We start from the raw sequence: 24,329 nt of genomic DNA on the forward strand, positions 1-24,329 counted from the left end.
GACCGCCTCGCTCGCGGTCCCGGTCGACCCGAAACCGCCGGCGCCGCGCGCCGTCGCGTCGAGCGTCGCCACTTCGGCAAAGGCCGCGCGCTGCACCGGCGCGGGGACGAGCTGGGCGATGCGGTCGCCGCGCTTGATCTCGAACGGCTCGTCGCCGAGATTGGCGAGGATCACCTTCACCTCGCCGCGATAGTCGCTGTCGATCGTCCCCGGCGTGTTGAGGCAGGTGACGCCATGCTTCAAGGCGAGGCCCGAGCGCGGGCGCACCTGCACCTCATAGCCCGCGGGGATCGCCATCGCGAAGCCCGTCGCGACCGCGTGGCGCGCGCCGGGGCGCAGCGTCAGCGTTTCCGCCGCGACGACGTCCATCCCCGCCGCGCCTTCCGACGCATAGGCAGGCAGGGGCAGGCCGCCGCCGTTGGGCAGCCGCTGGATGGCGATTTCAATTTCCTTCAACGGGGATGCGCTTGTCGAGTTCATCGGCGATCTTTTCCATCAATTTGCGGGCGACGGCCGCTTTGGGCAGCCGGTCCCAGCTGTCCACGCCGTCTTTTCTGACGATATGCACCCGGTTCTCTTCGCCGCCCATCGGGTCGGCGGACACGTCGTTGGCGACGATCCAGTCGCATCCCTTGCGCGCGAGCTTGGCTTGGGCATGCGCGATGACGTCGTTGGTCTCGGCGGCGAAACCGATCAGCAGCGGCGGGCGATCGGCGCTTTTGGCGACGCCGGCGAGAATGTCGGGATTTTCGGCGAGCGCGAGCGGCGGGACCTGCCCGCTGCCGTCCTTCTTGATCTTCTGCGCCGCGGTATCGGCGGCGCGCCAGTCGGCGACGGCGGCGACCATGATCGCGGCATCGACGGGCAAGCCCTGCTCCACTTCGCTCGCCATCTCGCGCGCGGTCTCGACATCGACGCGGATCACACCGGGCGGCGTCGGCAGCGGGACCGGCCCGGCGATCAGCAGCACCTCGGCGCCCGCTTCGGCGGCGGCGGCGGCGATCGCGAAGCCTTGCTTCCCGCTCGACCGGTTGGCGATGTAGCGCACCGGATCGATCGGCTCGTGCGTCGGCCCCGCGGTGATCAGGATGCGCCGCCCGAACAGCGGGCGATGGTTGGCGGGCGCGAAATCGGGCTGGCCGGTGAGCGGCACGACGGCAGGCGCGTCGGCGAGCGCCGCGTCGATCGCCGCCTTGATCGCTTCGGGCTCGGGCAGGCGGCCGGGGCCATATTCGCCGCACGCCATCTCGCCCTCGCCGGGCTCCATCACCGTCACCCCGTCGCCGCGCAGCGTCGCGACATTGCGCCGGGTCGCGGCGTGCAGCCACATGCGCACATTCATCGCGGGCGCGGCGAGCACGGGCTTGTCGGTCGCGAGCAGCAGTGTGGTCGCGAGGTCGTCGGCGATTCCCGCCGCCATCTTCGCGAGCAGGTCGGCGGTCGCGGGCGCGACGACGACGAGATCGGCTTCGCGGCTCAATTGGATATGCCCCATCTCGACCTCGTCCTTCAGGTCGAAGAGGTTGGTATAAACCTTGTTTTCGCTGAGCGCGGCGAGCGTCAGCGGCGTGACGAACTGCTCGCCCGCGCGCGTGATCACGCAGCGCACGGTCATGCCCGCCTTGCGGAGCAGGCGGACAAGCTCGATCGCCTTATAGGCGGCGATGCCGCCGCCGACGATCAGCAGGATGCGCGGAGCGGCCATCAGCGGTGGCGGGCCTGCCCGGCGCGGGCGGCGATCGACAGGGGGTGATTCATCGCCGTCTCCTTCGCCCTCCAGTTATGCGCTTCCTCGCCCCAGTTCAAGCAGCGGGCCGCGCCCGCCCGAGCAGCGAGCGCACCAGCCCGGCCAGCGCGGCGGGAGCGAGGGCAAGGCCGACGAACAGCGTCGGAGTGACAAGCATCGCCCAATAGAAATTGGCCGGGCGCGCGAAGAGCATCAGCAGCGCGGCATAGAAGAGCTGGATCAGCAACACCGCGAGCCCCAGCCGCGACCGCCACGCCGCCCAGCCGAGCAGCGCGAGCGGGACGAGCAGGGCGGCCGCCCAGCCTTCGAAAAAGCGCAGGATCGAGGAGGCCTGAACGAAGGACAGATAGGCGATCCAGCCGCCCTGTCCGTGCCAGCCCTGGCTTGCGGGGTCGGCGGGGTTCGTGACCGCGGCGATCGCCGCGATATGCGCCGCAAGCCCCCCGGCGAAACAGAGACCAACCGCCAGCCAGCCCGCCGCCGCGCGCCAGTCGCGATCGATCAGCGCGAACAGCCCGAACAGCATCGCGACGGGCAGGACCGTCTCGCGGATCGCCAGCGCGGCTGCGACGAGCGCCAGTGCCGCCCACGGGCGCGCCGGGCGGTAGAGCGCGAGCGCCAGCGCGAGGAGGACGCCCGCCGCGACCTCGTGAATATAGAGCCACTCGCGCGCGGCGAGCTGTGTCAGGTTCGCCGCGACGAACAGCGCCGCGACCGGGGCATAGCGCGGGAGGTCGGACTCGGTCCGCAGCCGCCGGTACCAGGCGAGGATCGCGGCGCCGCCGGTCAGCAGGAACAGGAGCACCGCGTTGCGCTCGCCGGGCGCAGCGACGATATGGGCGAGCGTCGGCAGGCGAACCGTCACGAAGGGGCGTAGCGGATAATGGCCGCGGCGATGTTCGGCCGCCGCCGCCGTATAATAGGATTCGCCCGCCGCGACGCGCTGCGCGATGCGCGCGTAAAGCGCATGATCGCCGGCGAGGCCGTCGAAATGCCCCGATGCCGGCTTGGCGACCGCGAGATGGTTACGCCCGACGCCGCCCGCCGCGCCCCACGCCATCAGCAGTGCCAGCAGCGCCAGTACCGCCGCCGCGACCGGGCGTGAAACCCCGGCAAAGCGGTTCCAGCCGGGCGCGTCGCGCGTCATTTGCGCCAGGTCAGCGCCGCCGACATGGCGAAGTTCCAGATCGCGCCGACGACCACGCCCGCGACTCCGGCGACCCACCATCGTTCGTCGTGCCCGGCCATCCAGGTGCCGATGCCGATATTGGCGACCGCGCCCAAAGCCGAAATCGCATAGAAGCTCGCAAGCCCGCCGGCGAGGCGCCATCCCTTCAGCTTGCGGTCGGCATAGGTGAAGCTGTTGTTGAGGAAGAAGTTGAAGGCGATCGCGGTCATCACCGCCACGGTCTGCGCGGTGACGAAGGCGCTGCCGGCGCCAAGGATCGCGCGCAGCACGGCGAGATGGACGAACACGCCGAGCCCGCCGACCATCAGGAATTTGAGCAGGCGCACCGGCACGAAGCGGCCGATCGTCTTGTCGGCGATCAGTTCGGCATATTCGGCGATGACGCGCGCGCCGATCTTGCTTTCGCCTGCCTCGCGCGTGCGGAACTGATAGGGGATTTCGGCGACCTTGAGCGGCGCCGGGCTCGACGCCAGCAGGTCGAGCAATATCTTGAAGCCGACCGCCGAGAGCCGGGGCAATGCGCGTTCGAAGGCGTCGCGGCGGATCGCGAAAAAGCCGCTCATCGGATCGCTAACGTCGGTGCCGAGCGCGATCTGCCCGGCGCGCGTTGCGAGCCGGCTCATCCGCGCGCGGCCCTGGTCCCAGTCGCCGATCCCGCCGCCCGCGCCATAGCGCGTGCCGACTGCAAGCTCGGCGCCGCGCTCCGCAATTGCGTCGATCAGGCGCGGCAGCGCCTCCTCGCCATGCTGGAGGTCGCCGTCCATCACCGCGACGATCGGCGCGGCGGTCGCCAATATGCCCTCGACCACCGCCGACGACAGGCCGCGCCGGCCGACGCGCTGAACGATGCGTATATGCCGTGAATCGCGGCCGATGCGGCGGACGAGTTCGCTCGTCCCGTCGGGCGAATTATCGTCGACGAAAACGACTTCCCAGCCGCGCCCCGCGAGCACGATCGACAGCCCGGCGATCAGTTTTTCGACATTGGCGGCCTCGTTGAGCGTCGGCACCACGACCGCGACCTCGAGCGGCAGCGCGGCGACCGGCAGCGGCGAATCGGCAATCAGGGTGTCGTGGCGCATGAAACCTCGGTTTTGTCCGGATTTCGCGTCCGGGGTTGGTCGAGGTCAGGTCCTAATGATTTAGGGTAAATGTCCGGTAACCAAGGCCGCGCGTGCGTCGGCTCAGCCGAGCCAGGTCAGGATGCCGGCCCCCGCCGCGGCACCCGCAAGCGCGGTCAGCGCATAGCGCCACCAGCGGCTCTTGCCGTTTCCGTTCAAGATCAGCGGGATCTCGGGCAGCGGCGGGGCGGGCGGCGCGGCGCCCTTGCGCGGCAATTGCGCGTCGAGACGACGGATGATGTCGGGGATCAGCGCGAGCGTCTTGCCCTGTTCGCGCAGGCCGTCGGCGAGCGCGGCTTCGGGGCCGAGCTCGTCGCGAATCCACGCGCTGACGAAGGGGCCCGAGACATCCCACATATTGATCCTGGGATTGAGCATCGTCGCGACGCCTTCGACCATCACCATCGTCTTTTGCAGCAACAGCAGGTGCGGCTGCGTCTGCATGTCGAAATCGCGCGTGATCGCGAACAGCCCGTCGAGCATCTGCCCGACCGAAAGCTCGCTCACCGGCTTGCCGCGCATCGGCTCGCCGACCGCGCGCAGCGCCGTCGCGAACTCCTCGACGCTGTGATAATCGGGGACATATTGCGCCTCGAAATGGATTTCGGCGACGCGGCGGTAATTGCCCGTGGTCAGGCCATAGAGGATTTCGGCGAGCCAGTAGCGCGCCTGCCGGTTGATCCGCCCCATGATGCCGAAATCGACCGCGGCGATCGTCCCGTCGGCCTTCACGAACAAATTGCCCTGGTGCATGTCGGCGTGGAAGAAACCTTCGGCAATCGCCTGGCGAAGAAAGGCGTGGACGAGGTTAGCCGCCAGCGCCTCCATGTCGTGCCCCGCCGCGACGAGCCGGTCGCGGTGCGAGATTTTGACGCCGTCGATCCAGCTCATCGTCATCACGCGGCTCGCGGTGCGGTCCCAGTCGATCGCCGGCACCTCATATTCGGGCACCGCCGTCATCGCGTCGGCCAGCTCCGACGCCGAGGCCGCCTCGCGGCGCAGGTCGAGCTCGCGCAAGGTCCAGCGGCGGAAATTGGCGATCACCTGCCGCGGACGCAGCCGCGCGGCTTCTCCGCCAAAGGCTTCGAGATGCGCGGCCGCCCATTCATAGGTTTCGATGTCGCGCGCGAACTGCTTGTCGATGCCCGGGCGGCGCACCTTGACCGCGACCTGGCGCCTGTCGGTGGTCACGGCGCGGTGGACCTGCGCGATCGACGCCGAACCGACGGGTTCGGGATCGAACTCGCTGTAGAGGCTTTCGAGCGGCGCTTCGAAGGTCGCCTCGATTTCCTGCCGGATGCGGTCGAAGGCGACGGGCGCGAGCGCGTCCTGCAGCGTCAGCAGGTTGCGCGCCGCCTCTTCGCCGACGAGGTCGGGGCGCGTCGCGAGCGTTTGCCCCAGCTTGACCGCCGCGGGACCGATCGCCTGGAAGGCGGCGGCATAGTCGGGGATTTTGGGCTGGATCGTGCCGAGCCGCGCGAGGCGGCACAATCGCTTGACCCCCGGCGGGGTCTGCGGCGCGCTCTCGATCCCGCGCAGCGCGCCGTGGCGCGCGAGGATGCGGCCCCATTTCAGCAGCCGGACGATATGGGTGACGGGCCGGGTCATATCAAAAGCCCCTCCCCTTCAGGAGTGTCAGGCCGGTCATGCCCCCGGCATGACCTAAACCGTCCGGGGGACGGTTTACCTGACACTGGGTTGGGGTGGGGGCCATCGGCCTTGCGCAAGGCCGATGGCCCCCACCCGCTGCGACTAGGGAGCGAGCTCCCAAGTCTCGCTGCCCTTCCCTGAAGGGGAGGGGCTTAAGAAAGTTTGCATCGCTCACGCCTTCCACCCGCTGTGAATCGCCACCAGCCCGCCCAGAATCGGCTCGACCTTCACCTCGCTGAACCCCGCATCGCGGATCATCTGCGCGAATTGGGGCATCGGCGGGAAACGGCGGATCGATTCGATCAGATAGCGATAGCTGTCCTCGTCGTCGGCGATCAGCTTGCCGAGCTTCGGAACGAGATGGTGCGAATAGGCATCATAGGCCTGGCTGAAACCCGGCCATTCGTTGGTCGAAAATTCGAGGCAGAAGAAGCGCCCGCCATAGCGCAGCACGCGGTGGGCTTCCTTCAGCGCCGCCGGAATGTCGGTGACGTTGCGGATGCCGAAAGCGATCGTATAGGCGTCGAAGAACTGGCCCGGAAACGACAGCTTCTCGGCATTCTGTTCGGACCAGACGAGGCTGGCGATGCCGCGCTCCGCCGCGCGCTCCATGCCGACGCCGAGCATGTCGGGGTTGATGTCGGCCACCGTGATGCTCGCGCCCGAAGGCTCCATGCGAAAGGCGATGTCGCCCGTGCCCCCCGCCATGTCGAGGATCGCCTCGCCGCTGCGCGGCTTGACGCGGCGCACGAAGCGGTCCTTCCACAGCCGGTGCATCCCGCCCGACATCGCGTCGTTCATGATGTCATATTTGCGCGCGACGCGGCTGAACACCTCGCCGACCATCGCGGTCTTCTCGCCCGCGGGGACCTGTTCATAGCCGAAGCTGACGGTGTCGGGGGTGGGCATGGGATGCGCGCCTTTGCGGGGAGAGATAAAGTCGAACGGCCTTTAGCGGGGCCTTGCCGCCCGCGCAAATGGCGCGTAGCCCGATGCGCGAGATGCCCGAGCTACCCGAAGTCGAAACCACCGTTCGCGGCCTTGCGCCCTTTCTCGAAGGGCAAAGGCTGACCGCGGTCACGACCTTTCGTCCCGACCTGCGCCGCCCATTTCCTGCCGATCTCGCGCAGCGGCTGACCGGCGCGACGGTGACGAGCCTGTCGCGCCGCGCCAAATATGGCATCGTGTCGACCGACCGCGACGACCATATGATCTTCCACCTCGGCATGTCGGGGCGCTGGCGCACCGAGGGCGGCGAAGCGGGCAAGCACGACCATCTGCTGATCGAGACCGGGGCGGGGCACCGGCTCTTCCTTCACGACCCGCGGCGATTCGGTTCGGTCGATCTGGTGAGCGGCGATCCGCTGGAACTGTTTCCCGCGTTCGTGACCCTGGGGCCTGAGCCGCTGTCGGACGCTTTCGACACCGCGTATCTTGCAAAGGCGCTCGCCGGGCGGCGCGCGCCGGTCAAGGCGATGCTGCTCGATCAGACAATCGTCGCGGGGCTCGGCAACATCTATGTCTGCGAGGCGCTCAACATGGCGAAGATCGCGCCGGTGAAGCCCGCGGCCGACGTGTCCAGGGCGAAACTCGCGGCGCTGGTCCCCGCGGTCAAGGCGGTGCTGACCGCGGCGATCGCGGCGGGCGGATCGACCTTGCGCGATTTCCTCGGTCCCGAGGGCGATCTCGGCTATTTCGCGAAGGACTGGCGCGTCTATGGCCGCGAGGGCGAGGCCTGCGAATGCGGCGCGACGATCGCGCGGATCGTGCAGAGCGGCCGTTCGACCTTCTTTTGCCCCAAATGCCAGCGCTGATGCGGGATATTTCCCGCAAAGCCATTGACCAAATCGCCCTTCATCGCTATGCGCGCACCCTTCGAGCAGGGTCCGGTCGTCCGGAACCGGCCGCATCCGGACATTGATTCGCTGCAACTCGCGCGATTCGGCTGCTCCGTTTAGGCTGTGCTCCGACCATGTAGACCGTTTGAAAGATTAGAGGAATTTATGGCAAATACGCCGCAGGCAAAGAAGCGCATCCGCCGCAACACCACGCGCACCCTCGTGAACAAGAATCGCGTTTCGCGCATTCGCACGCTGGTGAAGAAGGTCGAAGCAGCCGTTGCCGCCGGTGACAAGGATGCGGCCGCGACCGCGCTGAAGGCGGCACAGCCCGAAATGGCGCGCGGCGTTGCCAAGGGTGTCCTCCACAAGAACACCGTGGCCCGCAAGTTCTCGCGCCTGACCAAGAGCGTGAACGCGATCGCCTGATCGTCCACGTCCCGAAAGGGAACAAAAAGGACCCGCTGGCATCTTGCCCGCGGGTCCTTTTTTGCGTCGGATATTGTGACAACCGGGTGGCAATAGTGTTGCAGCGCGGTAAGTGACGGAATTGCTGCGATTCGTTCCTTCGTCTCTGGAATGTCATAAATAAATCTCTGATAATACGCGATAAAATGGCGGTTCGACGCGATTCCGGTGGCCCCGGCGAGTCAAGATTTTTATTTCAGTATTTTTACATGCCGAGCCCTTGATCGACTCGCCGCGCCCTGACTAGACAGGTGCGTCGTCGGCCTTCGCTGGCGGCCGCTACATTGACATGATTCGTATCCTTTCGGGCCGCTTGTCCGGATGAGAGCCTGCGCCCGGCGCAGGCGACGAATCGGCATGTGGCCGGCCGCCGATCGTCCGGCGCAGAGGGGACCTGAGGGGGCGGCACGGCGTGACAGAGAGCGGCAATCGGCATGGGCATGACGCAGGAGACAGAGCGATGAACGGCGATGCCGCTACGCTCTGGCCGCGTGTCGCCGAGGGGCTGCGCCGCGACCTCGGCGTCCGCACCTTCGACCATTGGCTGAAGCCCGTGCGCTTTGCCGATTATTGCGCGCTGTCGGGCGTCGTGACGCTCGAGACCGTCAGCCGCTTTTCGGCCAACTGGATCAACGAACGCTTCGGCGACCGGCTCGAGCTCGCGTGGCGGCAGCAATTGCCCGCGGTGCGCAGTGTGATGGTGCGCGGCGGCGCGGCGGCGGACAACCGCGCGGCGAGCCTTGCGGCGGCGCCGCTGCCCCATTTCGAGGCGCCGCAGCCCGTTGCCGCCAATCCGGCATTGCTCGGTTTCGATCCGCGCCTGTCGTTCGACCGTTTCGTCGTCGCACGCAGTAACATCCTCGCCGCCAACGCGGCGCGCCGGATGGCGATGGTCGAAGCGCCGCAGTTCAACCCGCTCTATCTCTGCTCGGGCACCGGGCAGGGCAAGACGCACCTCCTTCAGGCGATCGCACAGGACTATGCCGCGGCGCATCCGACCGCGAACATCATCCTGATGTCGGCGGAGAAATTCATGCTCGAATTCGTCGGCGCGATGCGCGGCGGCGACATGATGGCGTTCAAGGCGCGGCTGCGCGCCGCCGACCTGCTGCTGCTCGACGACCTGCAATTCGTGATCGGCAAAAATTCGACGCAGGAGGAATTGCTCCACACGATCGACGACCTGATGACCGCGGGCAAGCGTCTCGTCGTCACCGCCGACCGTCCGCCCGCGATGCTCGACGGGGTCGAGGCGCGTCTTCTCTCGCGGCTGTCGGGCGGGCTCGTCGCCGACATCGAGGCGCCCGAGGATGATCTTCGCGAACGCATCATCCGCCAGCGGCTCGCCGCGATGCCGATGGTCGAGGTGCCGGACGACGTCGTCGCCTATCTGGTCAAGCATTTCACGCGCAACATCCGCGAGCTCGAGGGTGCGCTCAACAAGCTGCTCGCCTATGCCGCGCTCACCGGCACGATGGTCGATCTCGCGCTCGCCGAGGACCGGCTCGCCGAAAATGTCCGCAGCGCGCGCCCGCGTATCACGATCGACGAGATCCAGCGTGCGGTCTGTGCGCACTACCGGCTCGACAAGTCCGAAATGGCGTCGAAGCGCCGCGTCCGCGCGATCGCGCGCCCGCGGCAGGTCGCGATGTATCTGGCGAAGGAACTGACCCCGCGCTCCTATCCCGAGATCGGGCGCCGCTTCGGCGGGCGCGACCATTCGACGGTGATCCACGCCGTCCGCACGGTCGAGGCGCTGCGCGTCGCCGACACCGAACTCGACGCCGAAATCGCCGCGATCCGCCGCGCTCTCAACAGCTGATCCGCAGACTTATGCCGGGGTTATCCCGGGATTACCCACATCGTTCGAAGCGGCGACGCCAAGGGCGGCGTTGGGGGTGGTGAACTGCCATAGCCCTCTCCCCTTCAGGGGAGAGGGTTGGGAGAGGGGGCCGAAGCGGTTCATGCCCCTCTCAACTGCGGCTAGCCGGTAAAACCGGCAAGCCTGCGTATCTCTCCCTGAAGGGGAGAGAGCAATCGCGCTTCGGCCGCAACCAGTCGAAACCGGGCGCAAATCTACAAATAATTGACCGTCAGCGTGAAGGTCCCGCTGTAATCGCCCGCGGGCTGATTTGCGGGGACGGTGAGCGTGCCGCCGATATAATAGGTCTGGACCCCGTTCGGGAGCAATGTCGCGCCGAGCAATGCGATGCCGCCGCCGCTCGTCGTCGCGGCGCGGACGAGGCTGGCGGTCATCGGCGCCGCGCCGCCGCCGGCGCGGGTGAGGGTGGCCGACGTGCTGCCCGATACGGTGATCAGGAATATGCCGCCGGTGCCCTGGAACACCGCGCGGCGGCCGTCATTGCCGACGAGCGTCGCGCCGCCGGTCGCGCCGCGCCAGTTGGTGACGGGGTCGATCGTGATCGTGCCGCCCACGGGCCCGCTGAATAGCGTGCCGAAGTCGAGATCGCCGGTCTTGATCAGCGTGTTCGGCCGGACGACTGCCGCATTGGCGGTGCCGTTCATGTCGGCGGCGCGCGCGGGCACATATGGCGCCGCGCTCGCTGCTATTGCAGCGATGGTCAGGACGCAAGCGGCGCCCCGGCTGTGTCTGGTCCCTCGAATCCCCACAGATTCTGCTCCTGTCTGGCACAGACTATGCCAGCGGGACCTTCATCGCGAGTGCATGGGGCTGGTAAAAGCGGCGTTTACTTCCGCCGCTCAATGCCTGTCGGCGGCGCCGCCGATCAGGACGAAGCGCCGGTCGCAATAGCCGCAGTCGACGAAGCCTTCGTCGGGATCGATCTCGAGCCACACGCGCGGATGGCCGAGCGCCGCATCGGCGAGGCCGTCGCCGGTGCCGTCGCAGGCGATGCGGGTTTTGGACGTGCGGATGGTTTCGGGAGCGGGTGCGGGCTGGGTCATCGATCGCGCCCATAGCAAGCGCGCGAAGGCTCGGCAATCGGGTCCGCGAACTTGATCCTCCCTGTGGCGAAGCCATGGGGAGGGGGACCGTCGCCGTAGGCGATGGTGGAGGGGCGAAGACATCGCGCCATAGCCCCTCCGTCAGCACTTCGTGCTGCCACCTCCCCATCGCTACGCGACAGGGAGGATATTAAGGGACCATGACGGCACCGGTGCAAGCGCCCGTCCGGGCGCGAGTGGTCCCCCGGTGCCGTCTTCCCCCCACAGGAAAGCTTAAAGATAGTTCAAGGTGATCGTGAAAGTGCCGCTGTAATCGCCCGCCGCCTGGTTCGCGCCGACCTCGAGCGTCGCCCCGACCGGGAAATTATAATTGCCGAGCGGCGAGGTGATGCGGAAGCGCGTCGGCGCGGTCGAGAGGATCGCGCTCGGTGTGCTGCCGATCTCGAAATCGCGCACGCGCATCCGCGTTCCCGGCCCGGTGAGCCAGATGCGGTTCGATCCCAGCGAGATGTTGACCTGGCGATTGAAGCTGCCGAGCCCGGCGAAGCGCGCGGGTTCGCCGCCGCCGCCCGCGAGAGTGACGCCGCCGGTGCGGCTGCGCGATCCGTCGGGTGCGATCCTGACGGTCCCCGCGGCGTTCGACGGAATGATGTCGCCGAAGTCGAGATCGTTGACCTTGAAGAAGCTGAGCGGGCGCAGCACGATGGCTTCGGCCTCGCCCTGCGCGCTGGTCTGCGCCAGCGCCGGCGATGCGGCGACGGGCGCGATCAGGAGCGCGGCGATGGCTAGCCCGCGCTGCACGGGCAGCGGGCGAAAGATGTGACTGGTCCCCACGGCCCTCGTCTTAGCGGCGAGTTTCCAATTTAGCGTTAACGCGCGGGTCAGCAGAAAATCTATCGGCGATGATGGCTTTCACGCGAAGAGGCGCGCGGCTATGGAGGCGGCCATGAGTGAAGCCGCCATCCGCATCGACGCCGTCTCCAAACTCTATGCCGGCGGCAAGCAGGCGCTCGACAATGTCAGCTTCGACGTGCCGCGCGGCACAATTTTCGGGCTTTTGGGCCCCAATGGCGCGGGCAAGTCGACGCTGATCAACATCCTGGCGGGGCTGGTCAACAAGACGGGCGGGAGCGCGAGCATCTGGGGCTTCGACATCGACGCCGACCCCCGCAACGCCAAATATTCGATCGGCATCGTGCCGCAGGAGATCGTCTTCGACCCCTTTTTCACGCCCTATGAGACGCTCGAGAATCAGGCGGGGCTCTATGGCGTGCCCAAGGAGCAACGGATTTCGGACGAGCTGCTTGCCGCGGTGCATCTCAGCGACAAGCGCGACGCCTATGCGCGCACGCTGTCGGGAGGCATGAAACGCCGCCTGCTCGTCGCGAAGGCGATGGTGCATTCGCCGCCGATCATCGTGCTCGACGAGCCGACCGCGGGGGTCGACATCGAACTGAGGCAGCAGCTTTGGGAATATGTGCAGAGCCTCAACGACCGCGGCGTCACCGTGGTGCTGACGACGCACTATCTGGAGGAAGCCGAGGAGCTCTGCGACCGGATCGCGATCATCAACCATGGCAGGCTGATCGCGAACAAGCCGACGCGCGAGCTGGTCGACATGGCGCGCGAGAAGATCGTCGTGGTGACTTTGGATGCGGATGTGACGGTGCTGCCCTCGCACCCCGCCTTCGACAAGGTCGAGCGCGAGGGCGAACGCGGCCTCGCGATCAGTTACAACAAGGACCGCGCGAATGCGGGCGAAGTGCTCGCGGCGGTCAATGCGATGGGGCACGGTATCGTCGACGTCTCGACCCGCGAGGCCGATCTGGAGGATGTGTTCCTGAATTTGACGCGGGCGGCGAATGGGTGAAGGCGAGTGCCTTTCTCCCCTCCCGCAGGCGGGAGGGGCCGGGGGTGGGCCTGTCCGTAAATTTCGGCCACGCGACACGCAAAATGCGCAGCGACTTCGCCGCGAAGCAACACCTCCCGAGCGAACCTTGTGGCGAGCCATTTCAAGGCGGAAACTTGAAGGCTGGAAATTCAGCCGTCAGATGCCGATCGGCCCTTACGTCGCGGATTTTCTGTGTCGTGAGGCGAAGCTTGTCATTGAACTCGACGGCGTTTCGCATGACGATCGGCAGGAAGAAGACCGTCGCAGGGATGGCTATCTGCGCGCGCACGGCTATTGGACGCTGCGATTTACCAATGCCGATGTGATGTCCAATCTGGAAGGTGTGCTGATGGCGATAGTAGCGGTGCTGAATTCAGGCCCACCCCCGGCCCCTCCCGCCTGCGGGAGGGGAGAAGAATGACCGAAACCACCCCCCACGACGTCATCATCGTCGGCTCCGGCGCCGCGGGGCTCACCGCTGCGATCGCGCTCGCCGATCATTGCCGCGTGCTCGTGCTCGCGAAAGGCGAACTCACCGGCGGGTCGACGGCCTGGGCGCAGGGCGGGATCGCGGCGGTGCTCGACGCGGGCGACACGTTCGAGAATCATATCGAGGACACGATGGTCGCGGGCGCAGGGCTCAACCGGCGCGAGACGGTCGAATTCGTCGTCGAGAATGCGCCGCACGCGATCGAGCGGCTCGTCGAAATGGGCGTGCCGTTCAACCGGCAGGCCGAGGCGCTCCACCTGACGCGCGAGGGCGGGCATTCGCACCGCCGTATCGTCCATGTCGACGATGCGACCGGCTGGGCGGTGCAGGCGGCGCTGCTCAAGACCGCCGAGGCGCATCCGAACATCACCTTGCTGCCCGGACAGGCGTGCATCGACCTGATCACGGGCCGGCACGAGGAACGCTATTCGGGCTCGGGGCGCGTCTGGGGCGTTTATGCGCTCGACGAGGCGACGGGGAAGGTCCACGCGCATGTCGGCCGCGCGACGATCCTCGCGAGCGGCGGGGCGGGGCGCGTCTATCAATTCTCCACGGCCCCCAGAGGCGCGACCGGCGACGGCATCGCGATGGCGTGGCGCGCGGGCTGCCGCGTCTCCAACATGGAGATGATGCAGTTCCACCCGACCTGCCTCTATAATCTGGAGGTCAAGAATTTCCTGATCACCGAGGCGGTGCGCGGAGAGGGCGGGATTTTGAAGCATCCGGTCACCGGGCATCGCTATATGCCCGATTACGACCCGCGCGCCGAACTCGCACCGCGCGACATCGTGGCGCGCGCGAACGACGACCAGATCAAGCGTTTCGGGCTCGATTACGTCCACCTCGACATCAGCGACAAGGACCCCGATTTCGTCGCGGGGCACTTCCCCAACATCTACGAGAAACTGCTGACGCTCGGCATCGACATGACGAAGCAGCCGATCCCGGTGGTGCCGGCGCAGCATTATACCTGCGGCGGGGTGCTGATCGATCTCGACGGGCGCACCGATCTTCCCGGGCTCTACGCCGCGGGCGAGGTGACCGAGAGCGGGCTGCACGGCGCGAATCGCCTCGCGTCCAACTCGCTGCTCGAATGCTTCGTCTTCGGCGAGGCGGCGGCGAAGCATATCGTCCGCCACTGGGACGAACTGGGCACGCCGCCCGCGATCCGGCCGTGGGACGAAAGCCGCGTCACCGATTCGGACGAAGAGGTCGTCATCAAGCAGAACTGGACCGAAATCCGCCGCTTCATGTGGAACTATGTCGGCATCGTCCGCACGACCAAGCGGCTCGAGCGCGCGCAGCACCGTATCAACATGCTGTCGGGCGAGGTCGGCGAATATTACGGCCATTTCCGCGTGACGACCGACCTGATCGAGCTGCGCAACCTGCTCCAATGCGCCGAACTGATCGTGAAGAGCGCGCTCCACCGCAAGGAAAGCCGCGGGCTGCACTATACGCTCGACTATCCCGAACTGGCGGCGCAGGCGGTCGATACAGTGCTGGTGCCGTGAGGGCGGCTTAGGGTCTACGCAAACCCCTCGTTCAAAAACCGCTCCGCCAGTGCCGCATGCAGCGCCGCGCCGCGTGCCATGACCTTTTCGTCGAGGACCATGCGGTTCGAGTGGAGACCGCAGCATGCCCGCCAGTCGCTGCCCTGTTCGCTCGCCCCGAGCCAGAACATTGCGCCGGGGACTTTTTCGAGAACGTAGGAGAAATCCTCGGCACCCATCACCGGGTTTTCCATCGTCAGCCAGGCCTGTTCGCCGAAGGTCTCCTCGACGACCGACTGGCCGAAGGCGACCGCGCGCGTATCGCAGATGGTGACGGGGAAGCCTTCCTCGATCGTCACCTCCGCGGTGCAGCCGTGCGCCTCGGCGATCGCGGGAGCGAGGCGTTTCAGTTCGCGCGCGACCATGGCGCGGCGTTCGGGCGACAGGGTGCGAATCGTGCCGAGCATCCCGGCACTCTCGGGGATGATGTTGTTCGTTGTTCCCGCCGCGATCTTCGCGATGGTGACCACCGCGGGGTCGAAGACGGAAACCTTGCGCGTGACCATCGTCTGGATCGCGGTGACGATCGCGCAGGCGACGGGGATCGGATCGACCGTGTCGTGCGGCATCGAGGCGTGGCCGCCCGCACCCTTCACTATGATCGACAGGACATCTGACGAGGCGAGCAGCGGCCCCGCGCGCCCGGCGAAGATGCCGTGTGGCGCGTTGGGCATGATGTGGAGCGCGAAGGCGGCGTCGGGAAGCGGGTCGATCAGCCCGTCCTCAAGCATGAAGCGCGCGCCGTGATGCCCCTCCTCGCCCGGCTGGAACATGAACATCACCGTGCCCGCGAGCCGGTCGCGCGCCGCGCAGAGCAGCTTCGCGGCGCCGACGAGCATCGCGACATGGGTGTCGTGCCCGCACGCGTGCATCGCGCCGCTGATTTCGGAGGAGAAGTCGAGCCCGGTATCCTCGAGCAGGGGCAGCGCATCCATGTCGCCGCGCAGCAGCACCGTGCGTCCGTTCGCGGGTCCGCGCAGGATCGCGACGAGGCCGGTCGTCGACGGGCCCTCGCGAAATTCGAGCGTCAGGCCTTCGAGCGCGGCCTTGATCTTCGCGAGCGTCTTCGGGTTCCGAAGCCCGAGTTCGGGCTCGCGGTGAATCGCGCGGCGGAGGTCGACAAGGTCGTCGAGGAGCGTTTCGGCCTCGGCGGGCCAGCTTCGGGCGATCTCGTTCACTTCTTTCCTCCAAATAACTGCCGTCCCGCAAGATCGAGCATGATCTCCTCGCTGCCTCCCCCAATGGCATTGACGCGGACCTCACGGTAGATGCGTTCGACCTTGCTGCCGGTGATATAGGAAGCGCCGCCGAGGATTTGCGCGGCCTCGCGCGCGACGGCCTCCAGCATTCGGGTCGCCTGCACTTTCAGCATCGCAAAGTCGGCGGGGCGGGCCTTGTTCTCGCGGACCTGCCAGGCGGCGAGGTCGACCCATGCCTGCGTCGCCTCGATCTGGCGCTCCATGTCGGCGAGCTTGATGCGGATCGACTGGTGGCCGACGAGCGGCTTGCCGAAGGTCTCGCGGCTCTGCGCCCATTCGGCGGCTTCGGCGAGCGCGACGCGGGCATAGGCGCAGCAGCCCATCGCCATGCCGAGCCGCTCGCTGTTGAAATTGCGCATGATGCCGATGAAGCCGCCATTCTCGGGCCCGATGAGGTTCGCGGCAGGAACGCGGACATCGCTGAAATGGATCGCGGCCGTATCGCTGCAGCGCCAGCCCATCTTGTCGAGCCGCGTGCGCTCGACGCCGGGGCTGTCCATCTCGATCAGCAGCAGCGAGATGCCCGCGGCGCCGGGGCCGCCGGTGCGCACCGCGCAGGTCAGCCAGTCGGCGCGCATGCCGCTGGTGATGAACATCTTGCCGCCGTTGACGATATAATCGTTGCCGTCGCGGACGGCCGTCGTCTTGAGGTTGGCGACGTCGCTGCCGCCGCTCGCCTCGGTGATGCCGAGCGCGATGATCTTTTCGCCCGCGAGCACCGGCGGGGCGACGCGCTGTTTCAGTTCCTCGGAGCCCAAGGCGAGGACCGGGGGCAGGCCGATGCCGTGCGTCATCAGCGACGCGCCGAGCCCGCCGGCGCCGACCGCGGCGAGTTCCTCGGTGACGACGAGGCCGTGGAAATTGTCGAAACCCTCGCTGTGCCCGCCATATTGCTCGGGATAGCGCAGGCCGAGGATGCCCGCGTCGGACGCTTTTTTATGGAGCTCGCGCGGCAGCTCGCCTTCGGCCTCCCAGCGGTCGATGTGCGGCGCGATCTCGCGCGCGACGAAGCGACGGACGCTTTGCGCCAGCGCCTCGTGGGTGTCGTCATAATAGGGCGAACGCGCGCGCCAGTCGTCGAAGGCTGTCATGAGCGCGATGCTGCGCGCGATTGACGTTAACGTCAAGTTAGGCGGCGCCGAAGGCGCCGTTATAATTTCACGCAAAGGCGCAAAGAGAAAATGGTCTTCTTCGTGCCTTTGCGCCTTTGCGTGAAACAAATATGGCGCGACCTTTCGGTCGCGCGGAATCGTCCCGCCTTGCACCTCGCGATCAACCGGTTAGGGTCGCGCGCCATGACAAAGTCTCACCTGCTCGCTGGCCTCGCCGCTTTCGCCCTGATCTCCACCCCTGCCATCGCGCAGAAGTCGCCCGAGGCCGTTGCGGAAGCCGCGCTGAAGCGCGCGCCGGTTTTCGACGGGCATAATGACGTGCCCTGGGCGCTGCGCGGGCGCGAGAGCAATATGATCAACGGCTTCGATTTCGAGGATACGACCGACACGGCAAAGCCGGACGCGACACCGCCCGAGATCGCGATGCACACCGACCTCCAGCGACTGCGCAGGGGCCAGGTCGGGGCGCAATTTTGGTCGGTCTATGTGCCGAGCAACCCCGACGAGCCGCAGGCGGTGCAGCAGACGCTCGAGCAGATCGACGTGATGAAGCGGCTCGTGGCGCGCTATCCCGGTGACCTCATGCTCGCCTCGACCTCGGCCGAGCTCGAAAAGGCGATGAAGGCGGGCAAGATCGCGGGTATGCTCGGCATGGAAGGCGGCCATTCGATCGGATCGTCGCTCGCCGTGCTGCGCCAGATGTACGACCTCGGCGCGCGCTATATGACGCTGACGCATTCGAAGAATCTGAGCTGGGCCGACGCTTCGACCGATGCGCCCGCGCACGACGGGCTCACCGATTTCGGGCGGCAGGTGGTGCGCGAAATGAACCGCATCGGGATGATCGTCGATTTGAGCCATGTCAGCGAAGCGACGATGAAGGACGCGCTCGAAACCTCGCAAGCGCCGGTGATGTTCAGCCATTCGGGGGTGCGCGCGGTCAACGACCATCCGCGCAACGTTCCCGACAGCGTGCTGCCCGCGGTGAAGGCGAACGGCGGGATCGTCATGGTCGTGCTGCTGCCCGGCTTCCTCGACGCCGATGTCCGCGCGCAGGGCCTTGCGCGCACCGCCGAGCAGGCGCGGCTGAAGGCGATGTATCCGGGCGACCCGGCCGCCGCCAAAGCGGCGCTGGAGGCGTGGGACGCGGCCAACCCGGTGCCGGCGACCGATGTCGCCAAGGTGGCGGACCATATCGACCACCTCAAAAAGACGATCGGGGTCGATCATATCGGGCTCGGCGGTGACTATGACGGGATGGATTCGGCGCCGGTCGGCATGGAGGATGTGTCGGGCTATCCGGCGCTGTTCGTCGAACTCGCGAAGCGCGGCTATACGCAGGCGGAGCTGGAGAAGATCGCGAGCGGCAACATGCTGCGCGTGCTGAAGGCGGTCGAGGCCTATGCCGCGAGCCAGAAGGGCCAGCCGCCGATCGAGACGCCGGCGGTGAAATAATAGGCGCCGCTCCCGCGCAGGCGGGGGCGAGGTTCAGCTTTTCTCGGGCGCTCGCTTCAGCGCCCGATGGCCTGGAGCATCGCCTCGATGCTGGTGAATTTCTCGCGCGGGTTGCCGTCGAGCGCGGCGGCGACCTCGGCCTCCTCGATCCGGCGCCAGTCGCGGAAGGTGACGGGCGCGATGCCGCGGCTCGCGAGCAGCGCGTCGAGCCCGGGGCGCCCGGCCTTGCCCGCACCGCGGCCGATGTCTTCGAGCAGCATTTCGGCGATGCGCGCGCCGTCGGGCTTGTTCGTGCCGATCGTCCCCGACGGCCCGCGCCGCGCCCAGCCGACGGCATAGAGGCCCGGCAGGATGCGTCCCTCGTCGCTCGCGAAGCGGCCGCGGCCATGCTCATAGGGCACCCCGGGGATCGGCGGGGTCTGATATCCGATGCAGCTGATCACGAGCCCGGCGTCGATGGCATAGGTCTCGCCCGTGCCATGGCTGCGCAGGTCGGCGTCGAGCACGGTCTTCTCCACGATGACGCGCTGGACGCGTCCGTCCCCTTCGATCGCCACGGGCATCGCGAAGAAGTCGAAATCGATCGTCACCGGCTTGGCGACCGGGTTGGCGGCGAATTGCCGAAGATGCGTCACCGACTTGCGCATCCCGGGTTCGAGCATCGCGTCGTCGCCCTCGCCCGGCAGATCGGCGGGGTCGACGCGCGGGCTCGCGCGCTCGAGGTGGCCGAGCTCGCCGAGCTCCTTCGGAGTCATCGCGATCTGGTGCGGGCCGCGGCGGCCGAGGATATGGATCTCGCGCACCGCGCTCGCCGCCAGCGCGTCGCGTGCGTGCGCGACGATGTCGCTGCCCGCGAACTCTTGCGGAGTCTTGGCGAGGATGCGCGCGACGTCGAGCGCGACATTGCCGTTGCCGATCACCGCGACGCCGGGCGCGTCGAGCGGCGGACCCAAGCCGGCGAAGTCGGGATGGCCGTTGTACCAGCCGACGAAGGCGGCGCTGCCGATCACGCCGGGGAGGTCGGCGCCGGGAATGTCGAGCGGCCGGTCATTCGGTGCGCCGGTCGCGAGAACGACCGCGTCATAGAGAGTGACGAGTTCGTCGATCGTCACGTCGGCGCCGACCGACACATGGCCGACGAAGCGGACATTGTCGGTGAGCGCGACGCCCTCGTAGCGGCGCGACACCGCCTTGATCGACTGGTGGTCGGGCGCGACGCCGGTGCGAATCAGGCCATAGGGCACGGGCAGCCGATCGATGACGTCGACCGCAATGTCATCGGCCTTTTGCAGTGTTTCGGCGGTATAATAGCCCGCGGGCCCCGACCCGACGATCGCGACATGACGCATCAACCCACTCCTTCGGGCATCCGCGCGGTCGCGCGGTCCCCTCTTTTGTTATGGGGTGATGCTAGCGGCGAAATGCGGCAGGGCAAGCGAACTCGTGCGGGCCGCCGCTCCGGCCTTGACAGGCGGCGCCCGCAATCATATTGCGCGCGCCTCATTGCCCCGTCGTCTAATGGTAAGACTACGGATTCTGATTCCGTCTATTGAGGTTCGAATCCTCACGGGGCATCCATCCGCCTGTCATATTTCACGAGAGACCGCTCATTCTTTCAAATTGAGCGGCGTCCTCGGTTTTTAGCGCCGAGTGGATGGTGCCAAATGCCCCCAAAGTGAAAGCGGTCGGTCAGCATCGCGCCTGATCTCGGTCGTCCCGACACTTCGTCGCCCGCACCCGAAAGCGGACCTTCGCCGTGGCGTCGGCTGTGCGCCCCCCCGTCCGCCCAGTCTTTGACAACGGAGAGAGCGGTCAGAGGATGATCATATCCCACCGGCAGACATTCAGCTTTGTAACGCTACGTGAAGAGCCGCGTTAGTCACATAGCTTGCATTTTCCCCAAGCTGTCGACTCTCAGCTTCCAAGCGCTTCATATTGTACTCATAATCGTAGATGAATCGCTCGTTTCCACTCTTTGTAAGTATACCGATTACGCCATACCAAAGCATAAGTCTGAAGGCATTGTCGGCCTCGTCAGCCGTCATCCCGTCAGAGGTAAATCGAGCCAAGAACTGGTCTTTGGACAAGACCTTGTCGACGCCCACAAGCGAGTAGAGGATGTCAGCAGAAAGGCCCGAGACATCGCGGATTTCATATCCAAAATCATCCACGAGGTAGAGAGAATGTTGCCTGACTGCATCTAGACAGTCGGCTTCCTCTACCTTCGAGTTCCCGCGATTTACCGCATTAGAGATAGCATTTTCGACGATATTTATGAGGAACCTTGGCCTCATAAGACAGTGATCAACGAAGAATTCGAACGATTCCTGACCGCCTACGTTAGCAACGAAAAACTTTTGCCAGAGCTTGTCGAAGTTCTCCCCCTTAGACTTAGACGAAACTTGGAGCCGTCGATAAATGACCTGCTTCAACTTTGCACGGTCGGTCCAGTCTATACGAACTTGTCCTGCTTTGCCTCGATCCGGCGTTTTCTCGACTAGCATTTCATAGATGTCATTACGAAGAAATACGACGGACATGAATTCGCGCTTGGCTGCGGCGAAATCTCGTTTAATTTTATCGAGAGATTCTATCAAAAGGCGCACGAGCCGAACGTCGAACTCATGAACTCCGTTCGTGGGCCACCCCTTATCGATGTTGTCAAAAAATAGCACAAAATGCTCGTTGGACGACGAATGGTCGAGAATGAACTTTTTGAGCTGGGTTATGCCGCCACGAAAGATAACGTTTGTCAGAAAGTCGGCCGATATTGCCTGCCGTCGCCCCTTGGCTGCTTCAATCTCCTGCATAATGTGGTTTCCAAGCCGATTTATGCGCGTAGTGAAGTCGCCAGTCTCATCGATATTGAAGGTTTCCAGCCAACGATTTGCTTCTTCGAGGCGTTCCAAGGCTCTCGAATCGAACCGCGACTGAAACTCGAAATTACGCCTCATCGTGAGCAAAATTTCAGAAAGGAGAAGAAAGTACCAAAACGCTGCTAGAGTATGATCGTAGGTGCCTACTTCGACGATCTTCAATAGTTCTTGCCGAAATTGACTAAGCTGATGCGATTCCGGTTTCAGGTCCGTGACGATTGCAGCCTTATCCGACCTGAAAGCGTCGCGCGCTTGGAAAAATATCGCGGTCTTCCCCGAACCTTTGCGGCCGGCGACGACGTTGACCTCACCCCGCAATGTCCTGCTATATTCGGCGGTTTCCACGAAATAGGTGGAAAGAGTGCGAAATTCATTCTCGGCTGCGGATGATCCGAGGGATAAGGCTTGAAGCCCGGTTTTTTGTGAATGGCTTGGTCGAGATGTGATTTGCTGACTGGCCAGAAATGCGACTTTTGCAAACTTCTCTACCGTATCTGCGATGGCCTTCTCGTCAGCAACCGGCACCACCATTTCTCGGAAGTCCGCAGGATTGGCGGCGTCAAATCGGCGCATTTGAAGTAGCAAGACTTCGCGCCCTATCCCGTGTCCCAGCCCGGCGAGAAAAGCAGCACGGAGGTTATGCCGGGCGGCGTCCTCGACATGATCTGCGAGAAGCGGCAAGACAAGGCCGGACGAGGCGGTCACCTGCCCGATCATGGATACCAGCGATATTCGCGGAACTTCAACCGGATCAAAGCTGCGATAGTGGATTCGTGCCGCCTTGATCGACGAAACAATATGATTGCGAAAATCCGTCTTGCGATAGGTGTCGAGGATGAACAGAGGCTGTTGAGCGTCGAGTTCCTTGGAGTATAAATCTATCAGAGAGTTAGCAGGAAGATCTTCGATGATCTCGGATAGTTCCTGACTGTTTTCATACCCCTTGTACCCAAGATTATCGAATAGGCCATCTCGTTGGATTTCTGCGGCGGCACCAGAAAAAGAAAGGTTTAATACAGGAGCTACCGGTTTTCCGAGACCTATTGCATAGCCTGCTTCATAATAAACATTAGAATTTTGGACTGTTATATCGAACAGAAACTTTGCGTTGCCTCTGATATTTTCGCGCACTGAATCTGGAATAAGCTCACCGAAGATGCCCATATCCGGCCAAGTCGTGAGGTCCACCCGACCGCTGGAAACCAGGTGGGCTGCAGAGCTGATAGTTCCAACCAAATCCTGCTGCTGACCAGGAAATGCGAAAAAAGCGCTATTCGGATTCAATATCGGTCCTCAAGAAATTATGTTTCTCGCGATTTGTAACAGAATATTTCGGGGAGAGAAGACACGATATCGGGCGGCGGTGTCACAGAGCGGCGCACTCTTACGAGGTCAGCCGCTCTGACACCCTCGGTCTGCTTCGGTCACATGGCACACCCCCTCTCGGCGGATTGATTGAGCTTACCAATTTCATGAAGCAAGATTTATGCCATGCATGTTAAACGGCGGATGAGCGTTGAAACGCGCGCGAAATTTTCGCGAAAATTGGGAGTCTTTCCCGCTGGTTGGTTCGTGGCTTCATCACCGTCAAAAGATTGACGCGGACATTTGACGACGCCAATTTGGGGATACAAGCCGACAGTCAACTAACGGCCAATCACGCTTTCCAGGCAATGCTATCTTACTGGACTTTTGACCTTTTCAATCGGATCGGGACGGGGGCCGTAAAAAGGGCGAAGCTACTCCGGCTCGATTGCGACCGCCGGCAGACTATTTGAGCGATCCGAACATCGACCGAATGGCGTGATCGGACATGGCGTCGCCGGGAGCGTGGCCGCTTGCAGGCCGATATACACCCAGGGGCTCGTAACCGTGTCCTGAAGGCCACCTTGCGGGAAGCTGCTGCGGGGTGCTGATAGCCGCTCTTTGCGAGGAGCGGTGATGAGCGAGGATATCGGAGCGTCGGGAGCGAGTGTTCTCGTGAGTGGTCATATGAGTAATCGTATGAGCAGTCGGATCGCGGTCGTGGGCGGGCGTCGCCGTTGGTCGGTAGATCAGAAGCTGGCGATCCTGCGCGAAGCGTTCGGCCCCGACGGCTCGGTCTCGGCGACGTGCCAGCGACACGCGGTCGGCAGCGGGATGCTCTATACGTGGCGCCGACAGGCATTGGCGGGCGATCTGACGGGAGCGAAGCGCACGTCGGTGCCGTCGTTCGCCGAGGTCGAGGTGTCGGTGCCGACCGCGGCGACGGCAGGGAGCGGCCAGATCGGGATCGAGCTGCCGTCGGGCGTGCGGATCACCGTCGATGCGGCGGTCGATGCCGACGCGCTGGCCCGGGTGATGTCCGTTCTTGGCCGATGATCCCGCTGTCGCCGTCGACCCGCATCTATCTCGCTTGCGGCGCCACCGATATGCGCAAGGGGTTCGACGGCCTCGCCGTGCTGGTGCAGCAGGTTCTGGAGAAGAGTCCGCACTCGGGGGCGCTGTTCGCGTTCCGCGCCAAGCGCGGCGATCTGGTCAAGTTGCTCTGGTATGACGGCCAAGGCCTGTGCCTGTTTTCGAAGCGCATGGACCGGGGCCGGTTCGTCTGGCCCATCACCAAGGCCGGCAAGGTCAGCCTCACCGCGGCGCAGCTTTCGATGCTACTCGAAGGCATCGACTGGCGGCGTCCCGAACGCACCGCGGCGCCCTTGCTTGCAGGGTAAAAAGTGGCGGATTAGTGTGGGTTTTACTGGCTTCGCGGAGCCCGTTTTGC

Annotated in this window: 21 protein-coding genes, 1 tRNA gene and 1 pseudogene; 10 read left to right on the forward strand and 13 right to left on the reverse strand. The window is 65.0% G+C overall.

The annotated features are described in order from the left end of the window. Positions 1-18 precede the first annotated feature (18 nt). From dut to QZL87_RS19060, 6 genes and pseudogenes are all read right to left on the reverse strand, one after another. Positions 19-480: pseudogene (gene dut / locus QZL87_RS19035) on the reverse strand (dUTP diphosphatase); the annotation flags it as partial. Beyond that, a complete protein-coding gene (coaBC, locus tag QZL87_RS19040; RefSeq protein WP_295322223.1) occupies positions 443-1,705 on the reverse strand; it encodes a bifunctional phosphopantothenoylcysteine decarboxylase/phosphopantothenate--cysteine ligase CoaBC in 1,263 nt (420 codons plus the stop codon). The gene coaBC and the pseudogene dut, both read right to left, overlap by 38 nt. A 97-nt stretch (positions 1,706-1,802) precedes the next feature. Further along, on the reverse strand, positions 1,803-2,894 hold the full coding sequence (locus tag QZL87_RS19045) for a hypothetical protein (protein ID WP_295322226.1): 1,092 nt from the start codon (positions 2,892-2,894) through the stop codon (positions 1,803-1,805). Next, the gene (locus tag QZL87_RS19050) at positions 2,891-4,018 is read right to left on the reverse strand and encodes a glycosyltransferase family 2 protein (RefSeq protein ID WP_295322228.1); all 1,128 of its coding nucleotides are present in this window, start codon (positions 4,016-4,018) and stop codon (positions 2,891-2,893) included. The genes QZL87_RS19045 and QZL87_RS19050 overlap by 4 nt, the downstream gene beginning before the upstream one ends. Before the next feature lie 102 nt (positions 4,019-4,120). Beyond that, the gene (ubiB, locus tag QZL87_RS19055; protein ID WP_295322231.1) at positions 4,121-5,665 is read right to left on the reverse strand and encodes a 2-polyprenylphenol 6-hydroxylase; all 1,545 of its coding nucleotides are present in this window, start codon (positions 5,663-5,665) and stop codon (positions 4,121-4,123) included. A 213-nt stretch (positions 5,666-5,878) separates the two neighbouring features. After that, positions 5,879-6,616, reverse strand: a complete 738-nt coding sequence (locus tag QZL87_RS19060; RefSeq protein ID WP_295322233.1) for a class I SAM-dependent methyltransferase — start codon at positions 6,614-6,616, stop codon at positions 5,879-5,881. 92 nt (positions 6,617-6,708) lie between these two features. On the opposite strand from QZL87_RS19060, the gene mutM reads away from it, so the two are divergent. From mutM to dnaA, 3 genes are all read left to right on the forward strand, one after another. Beyond that, positions 6,709-7,521 carry a bifunctional DNA-formamidopyrimidine glycosylase/DNA-(apurinic or apyrimidinic site) lyase gene (mutM, locus tag QZL87_RS19065; protein ID WP_295327058.1) on the forward strand — a complete coding sequence of 271 codons (813 nt, stop codon included), beginning with the start codon at positions 6,709-6,711 and terminating at the stop codon, positions 7,519-7,521. A gap of 189 nt (positions 7,522-7,710) precedes the next feature. Beyond that, complete coding sequence (rpsT, locus tag QZL87_RS19070) at positions 7,711-7,974, forward strand: 30S ribosomal protein S20 (RefSeq protein WP_295322235.1); 264 nt, start codon at positions 7,711-7,713, stop codon at positions 7,972-7,974. A gap of 499 nt (positions 7,975-8,473) precedes the next feature. Next, positions 8,474-9,835 (forward strand): chromosomal replication initiator protein DnaA, encoded by a 1,362-nt coding sequence (gene dnaA, locus QZL87_RS19075; protein WP_295322237.1) that lies wholly within the window; start codon positions 8,474-8,476, stop codon positions 9,833-9,835. 254 nt (positions 9,836-10,089) lie between these two features. Here dnaA and QZL87_RS19080 read toward each other — a convergent pair whose 3' ends face one another. The 3 genes from QZL87_RS19080 to QZL87_RS19090 all read right to left on the reverse strand — a co-directional run bounded on the left by QZL87_RS19080 (position 10,090) and on the right by QZL87_RS19090 (position 11,772). Next, complete coding sequence (locus QZL87_RS19080) at positions 10,090-10,560, reverse strand: DUF4402 domain-containing protein (RefSeq protein ID WP_295322239.1); 471 nt, start codon at positions 10,558-10,560, stop codon at positions 10,090-10,092. A 174-nt stretch (positions 10,561-10,734) separates the two neighbouring features. After that, on the reverse strand, positions 10,735-10,938 hold the full coding sequence (locus QZL87_RS19085; protein WP_295322241.1) for a zinc-finger domain-containing protein: 204 nt from the start codon (positions 10,936-10,938) through the stop codon (positions 10,735-10,737). A gap of 273 nt (positions 10,939-11,211) precedes the next feature. Then, complete coding sequence (locus QZL87_RS19090; protein ID WP_295322244.1) at positions 11,212-11,772, reverse strand: DUF4402 domain-containing protein; 561 nt, start codon at positions 11,770-11,772, stop codon at positions 11,212-11,214. A 112-nt stretch (positions 11,773-11,884) separates the two neighbouring features. Between QZL87_RS19090 and QZL87_RS19095 the strand changes: the two genes are divergently transcribed. From QZL87_RS19095 to nadB, 3 genes are read left to right on the forward strand one after another with little or no spacing between them, the layout of a single operon-like run. Next, positions 11,885-12,808 carry an ABC transporter ATP-binding protein gene (locus QZL87_RS19095; protein WP_295322246.1) on the forward strand — a complete coding sequence of 308 codons (924 nt, stop codon included), beginning with the start codon at positions 11,885-11,887 and terminating at the stop codon, positions 12,806-12,808. Continuing rightward, positions 12,801-13,250: a DUF559 domain-containing protein gene (locus tag QZL87_RS19100; RefSeq protein ID WP_295322249.1), complete on the forward strand. Its 450-nt coding sequence runs from the start codon at positions 12,801-12,803 to the stop codon at positions 13,248-13,250. Before QZL87_RS19095 ends, QZL87_RS19100 begins: the two co-directional genes overlap by 8 nt. Continuing rightward, complete coding sequence (gene nadB / locus QZL87_RS19105) at positions 13,247-14,833, forward strand: L-aspartate oxidase (protein WP_295322251.1); 1,587 nt, start codon at positions 13,247-13,249, stop codon at positions 14,831-14,833. The genes QZL87_RS19100 and nadB overlap by 4 nt, the downstream gene beginning before the upstream one ends. Before the next feature lie 14 nt (positions 14,834-14,847). Here the strand turns inward: nadB and QZL87_RS19110 are convergent, their stop codons facing one another. Together QZL87_RS19110 and QZL87_RS19115 are read right to left on the reverse strand one after the other, a co-directional pair. Next, on the reverse strand, positions 14,848-16,050 hold the full coding sequence (locus tag QZL87_RS19110) for a M20 family metallopeptidase (RefSeq protein ID WP_295322253.1): 1,203 nt from the start codon (positions 16,048-16,050) through the stop codon (positions 14,848-14,850). Further along, on the reverse strand, positions 16,047-17,222 hold the full coding sequence (locus tag QZL87_RS19115) for an acyl-CoA dehydrogenase family protein (RefSeq protein ID WP_295322256.1): 1,176 nt from the start codon (positions 17,220-17,222) through the stop codon (positions 16,047-16,049). The genes QZL87_RS19110 and QZL87_RS19115 overlap by 4 nt, the downstream gene beginning before the upstream one ends. A gap of 204 nt (positions 17,223-17,426) precedes the next feature. On the opposite strand from QZL87_RS19115, the gene QZL87_RS19120 reads away from it, so the two are divergent. Then, positions 17,427-18,698, forward strand: coding sequence for a dipeptidase (locus tag QZL87_RS19120; protein WP_295322259.1), 1,272 nt, complete (start codon positions 17,427-17,429; stop codon positions 18,696-18,698). Between the two features lie 56 nt (positions 18,699-18,754). Here the strand turns inward: QZL87_RS19120 and QZL87_RS19125 are convergent, their stop codons facing one another. Further along, positions 18,755-20,047: an FAD-dependent oxidoreductase gene (locus QZL87_RS19125; RefSeq protein WP_295322262.1), complete on the reverse strand. Its 1,293-nt coding sequence runs from the start codon at positions 20,045-20,047 to the stop codon at positions 18,755-18,757. A 155-nt stretch (positions 20,048-20,202) separates the two neighbouring features. On the opposite strand from QZL87_RS19125, the gene QZL87_RS19130 reads away from it, so the two are divergent. Then, positions 20,203-20,276, forward strand: a tRNA-Gln gene (locus tag QZL87_RS19130). Between the two features lie 266 nt (positions 20,277-20,542). Here QZL87_RS19130 and QZL87_RS19135 read toward each other — a convergent pair. Then, the gene (locus tag QZL87_RS19135; RefSeq protein ID WP_295322264.1) at positions 20,543-22,858 is read right to left on the reverse strand and encodes a hypothetical protein; all 2,316 of its coding nucleotides are present in this window, start codon (positions 22,856-22,858) and stop codon (positions 20,543-20,545) included. A gap of 720 nt (positions 22,859-23,578) precedes the next feature. On the opposite strand from QZL87_RS19135, the gene QZL87_RS19140 reads away from it, so the two are divergent. Both QZL87_RS19140 and tnpB read left to right on the forward strand, forming a co-directional pair. Then, complete coding sequence (locus QZL87_RS19140; RefSeq protein ID WP_241940518.1) at positions 23,579-23,935, forward strand: transposase; 357 nt, start codon at positions 23,579-23,581, stop codon at positions 23,933-23,935. Next, positions 23,932-24,279, forward strand: coding sequence for an IS66 family insertion sequence element accessory protein TnpB (gene tnpB, locus QZL87_RS19145; RefSeq protein WP_295322267.1), 348 nt, complete (start codon positions 23,932-23,934; stop codon positions 24,277-24,279). The genes QZL87_RS19140 and tnpB overlap by 4 nt, the downstream gene beginning before the upstream one ends. The last annotated feature ends 50 nt before the right edge of the window (positions 24,280-24,329 follow it).

Origin of the sequence: uncultured Sphingopyxis sp., from assembly GCF_900078365.1 — a bacterium.
Classification (GTDB): Bacteria; Pseudomonadota; Alphaproteobacteria; order Sphingomonadales; family Sphingomonadaceae; genus Sphingopyxis.